The organism is Candidatus Tisiphia endosymbiont of Sialis lutaria (assembly GCF_964026535.1).
Classification (GTDB): Bacteria; Pseudomonadota; Alphaproteobacteria; order Rickettsiales; family Rickettsiaceae; genus Tisiphia.
Genome location: NZ_OZ032153.1, coordinates 440,435 through 453,249 on the forward strand (window position 1 = coordinate 440,435; position 12,815 = coordinate 453,249).

8 protein-coding genes and 1 tRNA gene are annotated in these 12,815 nt (G+C 34.0%); 6 read left to right on the forward strand and 3 right to left on the reverse strand.

Translation table 11 applies throughout. The features are described from left to right. Nucleotides 1-33 precede the first annotated feature (33 nt). The gene (locus AAGD20_RS02170; protein ID WP_341749222.1) at nt 34-1,776 is read right to left on the reverse strand and encodes an ABC transporter ATP-binding protein; all 1,743 of its coding nucleotides are present in this window, start codon (nt 1,774-1,776) and stop codon (nt 34-36) included. Nucleotides 1,777-2,463: 687 nt separating this feature from the next. Then, nucleotides 2,464-5,196: a preprotein translocase subunit SecA gene (gene secA / locus AAGD20_RS02175; RefSeq protein WP_341749223.1), complete on the reverse strand. Its 2,733-nt coding sequence runs from the start codon at nt 5,194-5,196 to the stop codon at nt 2,464-2,466. 139 nt (nt 5,197-5,335) lie between these two features. Between secA and AAGD20_RS02180 the strand changes: the two genes are divergently transcribed. The 4 genes from AAGD20_RS02180 to AAGD20_RS02195 all read left to right on the forward strand — a co-directional run bounded on the left by AAGD20_RS02180 (nt 5,336) and on the right by AAGD20_RS02195 (nt 10,106). Further along, entirely contained in the window at nt 5,336-6,181 is an 846-nt protein-coding gene (locus AAGD20_RS02180; protein ID WP_341749224.1) for a peptidylprolyl isomerase, read from the forward strand. A 210-nt stretch (nt 6,182-6,391) separates the two neighbouring features. Next, nucleotides 6,392-6,467: transfer RNA gene (locus AAGD20_RS02185), tRNA-Phe, on the forward strand. 399 nt (nt 6,468-6,866) lie between these two features. Next, the gene (locus AAGD20_RS02190; protein ID WP_094648722.1) at nt 6,867-7,799 is read left to right on the forward strand and encodes an AEC family transporter; all 933 of its coding nucleotides are present in this window, start codon (nt 6,867-6,869) and stop codon (nt 7,797-7,799) included. A gap of 36 nt (nt 7,800-7,835) precedes the next feature. Then, nucleotides 7,836-10,106, forward strand: coding sequence for an NADP-dependent malic enzyme (locus AAGD20_RS02195; RefSeq protein ID WP_341749225.1), 2,271 nt, complete (start codon nt 7,836-7,838; stop codon nt 10,104-10,106). A 99-nt stretch (nt 10,107-10,205) separates the two neighbouring features. Here AAGD20_RS02195 and AAGD20_RS02200 read toward each other — a convergent pair whose 3' ends face one another. Next, a complete protein-coding gene (locus tag AAGD20_RS02200; RefSeq protein ID WP_094648702.1) occupies nt 10,206-10,646 on the reverse strand; it encodes a nucleoside triphosphate pyrophosphohydrolase in 441 nt (146 codons plus the stop codon). A 160-nt stretch (nt 10,647-10,806) separates the two neighbouring features. On the opposite strand from AAGD20_RS02200, the gene AAGD20_RS02205 reads away from it, so the two are divergent. Further along, on the forward strand, nt 10,807-11,898 hold the full coding sequence (locus AAGD20_RS02205; protein WP_341749226.1) for an ankyrin repeat domain-containing protein: 1,092 nt from the start codon (nt 10,807-10,809) through the stop codon (nt 11,896-11,898). A gap of 104 nt (nt 11,899-12,002) precedes the next feature. Continuing rightward, nucleotides 12,003-12,551, forward strand: coding sequence for a CDP-diacylglycerol--glycerol-3-phosphate 3-phosphatidyltransferase (gene pgsA / locus AAGD20_RS02210; RefSeq protein ID WP_094648700.1), 549 nt, complete (start codon nt 12,003-12,005; stop codon nt 12,549-12,551). Nucleotides 12,552-12,815 lie beyond the last annotated feature (264 nt).

Sequence of the window (12,815 nt, forward strand, 5' to 3'; positions counted from 1 at the left end):
TACCCAATTTTCCTGAATTGACTATATCCTAACCTAAATTTCTTGTAACTTCCATAATTTTTTGTATAGACTATGTTTATTACGAATTAATGTAGTATGTGTGCCTTCTTCAATAATTACCCCTTTATCTAGCACAATTATCCTATCCATATGTTTTAAAGTAGATAAGCGGTGGGCAATTGCAAGCACAGTCTTTCTTTTATCTTGAATTAGGAAGTTAAGACTATCTTGGATAAAACGCTCGGTTTGACTATCAAGTGCAGAAGTTGCCTCATCTAAGATCAAAATAGGTGCATCTTTTAGAATAGCTCTCGCTATTGCTATCCTTTGCCGCTGTCCACCAGATAATTTGATACCTCGCTCTCCAACATAAGTATTATACTCTTCTGGCAATGTTGTAATAAATTCATGGATATGTGCCTTTTTGCTTGCCTCAATTACTTCCGCCTCAGTTGCTTCTTGGTTCCCATATCTGATATTTTCCATCAGCGTTCGATGAAATAACAAAGTGTCTTGAGGGATTACCGCGATATTTTGTCGTAATGAATCCTGAGTAACATTGTCAATATTTTGTCCGTCTATTAAAATTTGACCATTGGCAACTTTAAAATAACGTAACAAGAGATTAATAAGTGTTGATTTGCCGCTACCAGAATGACCGACTATTCCTACCTTTTCACCAGGACTAATAGAAAAAGTCATATCTTTAAAGATCAGCTCTTTGTTATAACCAAAATTGATATTTTTAAATTCAATAATAGCTTTATCAACTATTAGCGGACTTGCACTAAATTTATCCAAATCCTGCTGGTTGATAGTAACTAGTGACAAAGCACTTTTCAGATCACCCATTGATCTGGTAAAATTCTGCAATGAAACTGTTGCATCCCAGATATCGTCTGCAACAATCAAGGCAATACCAAAGACAAAAGCAAAATCTCCAACAGAAATTAAGCCATGTATTCTCAAATGCAGCATATAGAATGGAATAAAAACAAACAAAACAAAATAGAAACACATAGCTACTATTTGAGTCTTAAAGTTATATTTGTATGCTTTTACCTGTTTGGGAATAAAATCATTTAATATATTATTATCTAGTGCCTTTAATTCTCTTGTCCTAGAAGCAAAAGAAAAAAGTGAAATAATATTAGTAATTTTATCGGCAACTTGTCCAATTATAAAATGCTTGCTTTCGGATTCTAAGCAAGATAGTTGGTTTAATTTAGTTGAGATTTTATACATAATTGGTATGTAAAAACTACACCATATTAGTACAAATATGCCAAGATTTGTGTTAACAAGGCTAAGGGCACAAAAATTTACAACACATTTAAAAAACTTTTGCAGCAATCCGTAATGCATTTCCGCCCAGAATTTATCATATCCATCCAAAATGCCTTTGATTTTGCTGCTGATAGCTCCTGTAAAATTTTCTTGGAAGAACGGATAAGAATGATGCTGAACATAGTCATATGATTGAAGCAATATAGAACGCCGAACATAAGGTGCCGCTTTCCATTCAGCTATGTTACTGATACGCCAAACCAAATCTAACATCACTTGTGCAGACATGAATATTACAATCGGCAGTAGAACTAACTGGTAAGTTAAATTTTCTTGCCCAGCTATTGTATCAAGAAATAATTTAATCGCATAATAATTAGCAGACGGGTAAAAACTACTTACAGTAGGAGCAAGTAGCATAGCCATATAAAACCATTTATATGGTTTTATATGGTGCCAAAAAAATGTAATAATAGATTTATTTTGCATGAGTTATTTTTTGTTTAAGAATTAGAATAACTAATTATTCCAAATTCGGTTATATCTATATATAACAGATTTTTTTGCTCCACTAATAGCTGTTTTCATTATTTTTGCGGTATTGGTTATTTTTTTTATTCCTTAACTCAGCACATTACTGTTGCAACACATCGTTATTGCGAGAAGGCGTAAGCCGCACAACTGTTGAAAGTTAGAAGAGGAAGCGGTTTTAGACCGAATAGTTTAAAAGTCGTATGTGGTCAACGTCTATTAGCGAGAAAGACCGTAGGTCGACGAAGCAATCCATAAAAGTAACCAAAGATGGATTGCCACGACCTACTTGCGTGGTCTCGCAATGACAAAAAACCTATCTAAAACCCGCTTTACCTTCTAACTTTCAACAGTTGTGGGGGCTAGAGATTCCCGCCTACGCGTGAATGACAGGGTAAAAACGTCATTGCGAGGAGCTACTTTAGTAGCGACAAAGCAATCCAAAAAATGACCGGAAATAGATTGCTTCGACCATTACATGGTCTCGCAATGACGTATATGCACCCTAAACGTCATTGCGAGGGGTGCTAAAGTACGACAAAGCAATCCTGTTTTGTGTCACCCCTGCGAAAGCAGAGGTCTTAGATTCCCGCCTACGCGGGAATGACAATGGAAAGCGGGAATGAAATAATTTGTCGGAGAGGTTTATTCATTACTTCCATGACAATATTTATATTTCTTACCGGAACCACAAGGACATATCTCATTTCTAGCCACCTTTCCCCAACTTGATTGATCTGATGGTATTCTATCCTGTGGATTGACTTGAGTTTTAATAGGTTTAAGCTGAGTTTCAATACTAATCCCTGCATTATATTTACTAAAAGCCGGGTCTTCCCTAGTTTCTCGCATGGTCTTTTGCAGTGTTTTGTTTGCCAAAGACATTGATTCTTTTTTAATGTGGCTAGTATCCATATGAAGATGACAAACTTTCTGGATAAATAGCTCCTTCAAATTATCAAGCATTTGTTCAAATAAATTGAACGCTTCTCTTTTATACTCGTTAAGTGGATCTTTCTGAGCATAAGCCCTTAGTGATATACCTTGTCGTAAATGATCTAAATTATGTAAATGATCTTTCCATACTTGGTCTAAAGTTGTTAGTAGAATATATTTAATTGCATCATTCATCAAGTCAACGCTATATGCTTCATTCTTTGCCTGGTATAGGTCATTTACCATTTGCACAACATTAGATGTCACCTCTATTTCGGTGACATTAGCCTTGGTTATAGATTCTTGATTTAGTTTTACAGCAAAAATACGTTGCAACTCTCCTGTTAAAGCATTTACATCCCAGTCTTCCCTATAAGAACCGGGGGGAATGAAAGTTAATACCACTTTTTCTACTAGTTCTTTTGTCATGCTAGCTAAAAAATCATGGGCAGAGTTTGATGCAATGATATCAGTGCGTTGTTCGTAAACTATCTTACGTTGATCGTTCATAACATCGTCAAAACGTAATAAATTTTTACGTATCTCGTAATTATGTCCTTCAACCTTCTGCTGAGCCTTCTCAAGTGAACGGCTAATCATAGGGTGATGGATTGCTTCACCATCTTTTAAACCTAACGTTCTTAGGACTCCAGAAATACGATCTGAAGCAAAAATACGCATAAGGTCGTCTTCTAGAGACAAGAAGAATTTTGTACTACCTGGATCACCTTGTCTACCGGCTCTTCCTCGCAACTGGTTATCTATTCTACGACTCTCGTGTCTTTCGGTACCTATAACAAATAACCCTCCAGCCTCTATTACCCGCTGCTTCTCTTCAGATATTTGCTCCTTTATTTTGATCATTTCTAATTGATACTGTTCCTCAGGTAGGTTTTGTAGAGAAAGTTGCTCTATTAGCATTTCCGGATTACCACCAAGCATAATATCGGTACCACGACCTGCCATATTTGTCGCAATAGTCACAGCTTTAAATCGTCCAGCTTGAGCTATAATAAACGCTTCCTGTTGATGAAATTTTGCATTTAAAACATTATGGGTTATTTTATTTATGGTAAGTAACTTAGAAATTTCTTCAGACTTCTCTATACTAACCGTTCCAACCAAAACAGGTTGACCGCGATCATAACACTCTTGTATTAATTTTATAATAGCTTGATATTTATCGTGTTTATTGCCGTAAATTTCGTCATCATAATCAATCCTAGTGATTGGATTATGAGTAGGAACAGCTAGTACATCAAGATTATATATGTCCTTTAACTCTGTAGCTTCGGTCATTGCCGTACCAGTCATGCCTGATAATTTGGGATAATTCCTAAAATAGTTTTGAAAAGTAATAGAAGCCAAAGTTTGATTTTCGTTTTGAATTGGCACATGTTCTTTTGCCTCTAGTGATTGGTGTAACCCTTCAGAATAACGTCTACCTTCCATCACCCGCCCAGTAAATTCATCAATAATCATCACTTTGCCATCACGCACCAAATAATCAACATCACGATTGAAGAGAATATGGGCTCTCAATGATTGATTGACATAATGAACCAAACTTAAATTCTCAAAATCATAAAGACTTGAACCTTGTTCAATAAGATTATTGGTCACAAGCATTGATTCTACATGAGTTATACCATCCTCAGTAAGATTAACGGTTCGTAATTTCTCATCTTTTTCGTAATCTTCATCTTTAAACTGACAAACCAATTTATCAATCTTAGTGTATAAATCCGAGCGATCATCTACTGGACCCGATATAATTAGTGGAGTTCTTGCTTCATCAATTAAAATTGAGTCAACTTCATCAATAATAGCGAATTTAAAGGGACGAAGTACCTTAGAGTCTTCGCTATATTTCATGTTATCTCTGAGAAAATCAAAGCCAAGCTCGTTATTAGTTGTATGAGTAATATCTGCTCTATAGGCATCATGTCTGTCTTTGTCACTGATATTAGCAACGATACACCCAACAGATAATCCTAAGAAATTATATATCTTCCCCATCCACTCAGCATCACGTTTTGCTAAATAATCATTTACCGTAACAACATGTACTCCTTCACCAGTAAGAGCATTCAAATATGCCGGTAATGTGGCAACTAAAGTTTTTCCTTCCCCTGTACGCATTTCAGTAATCATCCCACGATGCAATATCAATCCACCAATTAGCTGAACATCAAAATGCCTCATTCCATAGACTCTTCTTGCAGCTTCTCGTACGACAGCAAAAGCTTCATAGGTTAGGTCATCTAATGACTCCCCATTTTTTAATCTTTGCCTAAATTGCTCTGTTTTATTTCTCAATTGATCATCAGAAAGCTTTTGTATCGATGGTTCAAGCAAATTAATCTTTTCAATTTCTAAAAATAGTTTTTTGATATTTCTATCGTTTGCTGTGCCGAATAATTTTTTAAGTAAAGAAAACATTTATATCCTAAATTCTGTAAATAACCTTATAAAATAGGGTATTTTATAATATTTATCAAACAAATTGTAAATAGCTATTGACGTCAGGTGGTTATCATTATAAAATCTAGCCATAATAATAAATATAAATGGATAACAAATGAAAAGAATATCTATAGCTTTTTTATCTGCTAGCTTACTTGCGAGCAGTGCTTTCGCTAACGAAGATAAAGTTGTTGCTACTTATAAAGGTGGCGAAGTAAAAGAATCGCAGATTATGCAGCAATTCCAGTCTTCTTTAGATAACCAACCAAGTGCTAAAGGTAAGAAATTTTCTGATCTTAATGCAAATATACAGAAAATGTTAGTTCATGGTTATATCGATACAAAATTGCTTGAGCAAGAAGCTAAAAATTCTAATATTGAATCTTCAAAAGAATTTCAAGCTAAATTGAATATAGCGAAAAATCAAATGATTCAGCAAGAATTGATGGAGCGTTATGTAAAATCTCATGTTGATGAGAAGATGATTAATGCTGAATATGATAAACTAGTTGCTAGCTTAAAAGGAAAAGAAGAAGTAAAAGTAAGCCATATTTTGCTTGCAACTGAAAAAGAAGCAGTAAATATAAAAAATAGGCTTAATAAAGGAGAAAAATTTGCTAAGCTTGCTAAAGATTTGTCAAAAGATGAAGGCTCTAAAGAAAATGGCGGAGAAATAGGCTATATTACTTCTGGACAATTAGTACCTGAATTTGAAAATAAAGCATTATCAATGAAAGTAAATGAAATCTCTTCTCCGGTTAAAACTCAGTTTGGTTGGCATATTATTATGGTTCTTGACAAAAGACCTGCACAGATACCTTCTAAAGAGGAAGCTACCGCTAATATAACCAATAGGCTTAGTAGGGATGCTATATTAAAGTATGTCGCTGATCTTGAGAGTAAAGCTGATGTCAAAATAATGTTACCACAGTCACAAGTAACAGATGAGACTAAAAAATAGCCTAGTATTATATTCAAAGATGTGCTAAGGGTAGAGATCATGCTTTAAAACAAGTTTTGGTCTCTTTACCTCTTTGCAAACGCTAGACCTTTGTAGTCAATTCAGGAGAATTTGGGGTTAGGAACGATGGAACCTATAAGTAATAGGAAAGCATTGAGCGATGACGTCACTAACTTCTCATCAATTGACTATAGACCTTTAGTAAAAAACGGCCAGATAGCTCAGTTGGTAGAGCAAAGGATTGAAGATCCTTGTGTCGCTGGTTCGATTCCTGCTCTGGCCACCATCTTTAACAAATGAAATTTGCCAAAAAGCTTCTTGGTCTATTTAGTGACTCGCCTTGCAAATAACCTTCATGGCAATTTAAAAATTGCAGAAAATAATTGATATCATTGCGAGCCATCGTAGGTGGCGTGGCAATCCATAAAAGAGTAGAGATTGCTTCGTCGGCTAACGCCTTCTCGCAATGACAACTTTCTAATTATTACCTTTTTAAACTAACGTATGTGTACGTAAGGTGAGTAACTAATTAATTGAACTATAATACTAATCGGGTTAGCTATATTTAAGTATACGTCTTGATTTGCAATAAAACTCTGATATTATGCAAATTGAAAAATTTAATTGTAACGCATAATTTACAGCTAATTGCATGACAATTAGCAATTGGGATAATCGTAGACTGATGAATGATATCTTCTCTAGTACATTACCTATTCTTTTAATTCCATTACTTGGTAGTATTATCAAAAGGAAATGGTTAACTTCTGAAGAATTTTGGAGGGGGATAGAAAAATTATCGTATTTCTTTCTTTTTCCTATCATGCTTTTCAATAGTATATCCGTAGCTGATTTAAATGCATCTTCTATAATAAGGCTGGTACTTGCATTAATCATCTCCTCTTCTATTATTGCTGTTGCTTTAATTATTTATCAGAAAAAAACCAACTTTGATAAAATTCAGTTTACTTCAACCTTTCAAGGGGCAGTACGTTATAATAATTATATCTTTTTTGGCGTTAGTAGTCCTCTTTTGGGGCAGGAAGGACTTGCTATAGTATCGGCGATTGCATCCTATATGATTATTTTTACCAATATCATATCAGTAATGATTTTCTCACATTATGTTCCTGATAGCTCTGTAGCTCAGAGTTCTAAAACTAGCTTTATATGGACACTTAAATTAATAGTACAAAATCCCTTGATTATCGCTAGTATTATTGGATTCCTTTTTAATTATTCTAATTTAGAATTACATCTTATCATAAAAAAAACCTTATCTACCCTATCTGATTCTGCTTTAGCTATAGGTATGCTTAATGTTGGAGCAGGTCTTAAATTCTTTATGCGTGGTACGATTCTGAAAAATGTATTATTTACTAGTTTTGTTAAGTTAGTGGCTTTTCCTATTGTTACAATAATAGTATTGTCATTAATGTCAATTACTGGTACTGCTAAATCAGTTGGGGTTCTATATAGTTGTTTACCATGTGCTAGTACCTCTTATGCTTTATCACGTCAGCTTGGTGGAGACCCAGAATCTATGGCATCAATTATTACTTTCACAACACTTTTTTCAATAGTTTCATTGTCAGTTCTGATGTGGATAAATATCTAATAGTAGAAAACTTGAAGTAATTAAGGAGTAACATTTATGGATGAAATGAATAAAATAAATTATCTCAAAGCCTTAGAATATCATAGCAATGGAAAACCAGGCAAAATTGCTATTGCTGCAACTAAGCCTTTGGATACTCAACAGGACTTGGCTTTGGCTTATACGCCAGGGGTAGCAGCACCATGCCTTGAAATTGCTAAGAATATAGATGACGTTTATAAATATACGGCTAGAGGTAACTTAGTTGCTGTAATAACTAACGGCACAGCCATTCTTGGTCTTGGTAATTTGGGGGCAGCTGCGTCAAAACCGGTAATGGAAGGAAAAGCTGTTTTATTCAAGAAATTTGCTGATATTGATTCTATTGATCTTGAAATAGATACTACTGATCCAGATGAGTTTATTAATGCCGTAAAATATCTTGGTTATAGTTTTGGCGGTATTAATTTAGAAGATATTAAATCTCCTGAATGTTTTATAATTGAGGAAAAATTAAAAAGCTGTATGCAGATACCAGTTTTTCATGATGATCAGCATGGAACGGCTATTATTGCTGCAGCAGGTCTTATTAATGCGGCATATATTACCAATCGTTCATTGGATAATTTAAAAATTGTAGTAAGTGGTGCAGGGGCGGCAGCGATTGCTTGTATTGAATTACTAATTGCTCTTAGTGTCGACAAAAAAAATGTTATACTATGTGATAAAATGGGGGTTGTTTACAAGGGTCGAAAAGAAGGGATGAATGAATGGAAGGAATTATACGCTGTCGAAACCGATTTGCGTACCATAAGTGATGCTATGAAGTCAGCTGATGTATTCCTTGGTTTATCTTCTAAAGGTGCGGTATCAAAAGAAATGGTAGCTAGCATGGCTCAAAATCCCATTATTTTCCCGATGGCTAACCCAGACCCAGAAATTACTCCAGAGGATATACAGTCAGTTAGAAGTGATGCGATTATTGCTACAGGACGCTCTGATTACAATAATCAGCTTAATAATGTTATGGGATTCCCGTATATTTTCCGTGGAGCTTTAGATGTTAGAGCTACTACTATCAATCAGGAAATGAAAATAGCTGCAGCCCTTTCTTTAGCGGAGCTAGCAAGACAAGCTGTACCCGATGAAGTTTATAAAGCATATCCTGGTAGAAAAATGATTTTTGGCCCAGAGTATATAATTCCTGTGCCATTTGACCCAAGATTAATTACCACTGTTTCGATGGCAGTAGCTAAGGCAGCTATAGATAGTGGGGTTGCTAGAATTACAGATTTTGACTTCAAGAATTATGCAAAGGAATTGGAGAGCAGACTAAATCCTACCTCGCATTACATGAATCTGTTATTTGAAAGAATCCAACAATCAGTGCCTAAAAGAGTAGTCTTTGCTGAGGGCGAGGAGGAAGAGGTAATTAAGGCTGCTATTATTATGCGAGATGCTGGTTATGCTCACCCTATCCTAGTGGGTAGGTATGATAAAATATCTGCTGTTTTAAATAAAATAGGTATGAATTATGATTTAGATGGTATTACCGTAATGAATGCGGCTATTAACCAAAATCTTAATAAATATATAGATACTCTTTATAGCCAATTACAGCGTAAAGGGTATTTATACCGTGACTGTGCTAGACTTGTTAAAAGTGATAAAAATATATTCTCAGCTATCATGATAGCTTGCGGTGATGCAGATTGTATGGTTACTGGCGTAACAAAGAGCTATTATAATAGTTTAGAGGATATTATGAAGGTAATGGAACCCAAAAAGAATAATAGAATATTGGGATATTCTATTATGATTACCAAGGAACATAATATAATTATTGCTGATAATAGCGTGACTGAACTACCAAGTGAGCAAGATCTTGTAGAAATAACTTTGCAAACTGCCAGTATAGCAAGGAATATAGGAATGACGCCAAAGATTGCTCTACTTTCCTTCTCAACTTTTGGTAATCCAATGAGAGAAAAGGCAAATAGAGTAAGGGAAGCTGTTAGAATCCTAGATAGGATGAATCTAGATTTTGAATATGATGGTGAAATGTCAGCTGATGTTGCTCTGAACCCCAATTTACGTAATTCGTATAAGTTTTGTCGGTTATCAGGTTCCGCTAATGTCTTGATTATGCCTGGTTTGCATTCAGCTGCAATTTCAACGCAACTATTACAAGAATTAGCCAGAGGTGTTTTTATCGGACCAATAATTAATGGTTTTGAATATCCGGTACAAATAGTACGAATGGGGGCATCAGCAAGTGAGATAACAAAAATTGCTACATTTGCTTGTATAGATGCAATAAACCTTTAGGATAATTTAGAGACCGCCTGCAATAACTAAAGTAATTCTATTTTTGTTATTCCCGCTTCTTCTCATTGTCATTCCCGCTTCGGTGCGGAATCTAGCCCCCTACTTACGCAGGGGTGACACTAAGTTAAGCAGGTCAGATGGTTTTATTTCAGGATATTTTTCTGGTCTAGCTAAAAAATAACCAATATTTTCGTTGTCAGAATGCATTTCTATATAAGAGCCATAAATACGATTATCAAAACCACCATCTTTCTGTTTCTTAATAAACCGCTTTGCTTCAATTTGTTCCATCGATAAGTTGTATTCTTTACTTAATGCATAAATTACTTCAAGCAAATCAGCTAGTTCTTCAGAAACTTCATCGGGTGTTTGGGCATCAATCACTTCTTGTGATTCTTCCAACAATTTATCCTTAAGACGCTGGATATATTCATCTTCTTTCATACTACGTTCAAATACCGAAACACCACGAGACCGCATAATTCCTGGTACCAAATCACGAATGAGTTTATCCATTTTAAAACAATATTTTCTTGTCATAATTTTTTCGTTATAATTTTTTGTAATAGTAACTCACCATACACATAACCCTGTTACAAAAATAATTTTCTAAAATAATATCTTTTGTTATTAGTGGCACTAAATATTTATGCTATATTTATTTTATAACTGATATAGGGTATTAATTAAGAGCGTTTTTATGGCAAAAATTAAAATAACAGAAAAAGAGAGAGATAGCTACATATCAAATAAATCATTTTTGGAACATGTTTTCATATATGCTATTAAAGCTGGGGACAATAAAACACTTGAATTGTTAAATAGTAGGTGTCCTAATTTCAATTCTAAAATTAAATCAGAAGATTTATTTCAAGCATTAACGCCCCTAGTCGTAAGTGATAAACATGCAAAGATAGTAAAATTAATAATTAACAAATTTGGCAGTGAATTAAGTCAGCAAAGAGATACAAGAGAGGCAACTTTACTTGATCAAGCTGCTTGCTATGGAGCTGCAAAAATTGTAAAAATCTTACTTGCAAATAAATTTGATCCTAATAATCAAGATTTTTATGGACATACTGCGTTACATCGTGCAGTAACTGTTAATAGTATAAAAACTGTTCGTTTACTGATTAAACATCCTGGAATAGACTTAAATATTCAAGATAAGGACGGCAATACACCACTTCACTTAGCAATTTTTCATAAGGATTATTTAATATTAGGAGAATTAAAAAATGTAGGAGCAAAGCAAAATGTAGCAAATAAAAGAGGCTACAATTATGTTGAACTCCATAAGGCGTTGGTGAAAGAAAGTGCTAAAGTTACAATGCCAAACTTACAACCACCTGAGGAAAAAGAAAACGCCAAATTCTATGAAGGAATGACAAATTTTTATAAGGGTATTTTATCGGATGAAAATCAAGTAGAATATTTTGTTAGGGCTATCAATAGTATAAAAACCTTCCTTAATGGATTGCCAATATCTGACACAAAAGACTTTGCTAGTGAAAGCTTAGTGGCATTAGTTAAATTATATGAATACTATAAATATAAAGATTGTAAAGATAGTAATAAATTACAAAAATATATCATATATAAAGCAAAAGCTTTGGGGGTATATGATGTTTTAGCAGTATTACATAATATAAACGAAAAAATTGAGCCTGAGTGTAGTAAACAGGAGTCGGGACTGTTAATTGCATCAATGAGTTTATATGATGATACAGTAGTACCAGTTGGTTCTTTATGCTTTAGTAATGATGATGGTATGAATTTAACTGTAGGATAGATTAGTTTTTTAAGTTATTTTATAAAAAATGGTTCCTATTTTCTTATATTTAGATCATAATCCGTCGTTGTTGTTCATGGGAAAAGATCAAAAAGTAATAATAAATGACTATTGACAAAAATATACCAAATTATCTGACGATAGCTCGTATAGCGGTTATTCCAATTATTGTAATGACCTTTTATCTAGATAGTTCTAAGCTTGCTCATAGAATTGCAGCGATATTATTTATTTTAGCTAGTATTACTGATTTTTTTGATGGTTATCTTGCTAGGAAGTTTGATTTAGTATCAGGATTTGGTAAAATGTTTGATCCTATAGCTGATAAATTATTAGTAGGTTGTGTAATTATAATGTTGGTAAAAAAAGGAGTTGCAGGAGAGATACCGTGTTTATTAATTTTGGCTCGTGAATTTTTGGTGGCTGGGTTACGTGAATTTTTAGCTTTAATTCAAGTAAGTATTCCTGTATCTAGATTAGCTAAGATTAAAACATTTACCCAAATGTTCGCTTTGTCAGTATTAATTCTTGGTTCTAAAGGTTCGGGTATAATTCACATGGATTTAATAGGGCAAATAGCTTTATGGATTGCCGCACTTCTGACTGTCATAACAGGATACTCATATTTGCAGGCTTGCAGTAAATATTTTTAAACAAGTAGGCTTTTGTAAAAAAATTGATTACCAAAAAGCAATATTACTATTAGTTCGTTTTTTCTTTTAAAATAATTATTCATTAACAATGGAAAAAATTAAATTTATTGACATAATAGTAACTTAACGTAGCATAAAAAGTGTGATATATAACTAAACATAGGGGTATTTAAGCTGCGACATGTGGTTATCAAGCAGCTAATGAACCTAAGAGGCTGTCGGGGTAATTATCTTCAACAGTTTCCTAGGGCATTTTGTGTAATT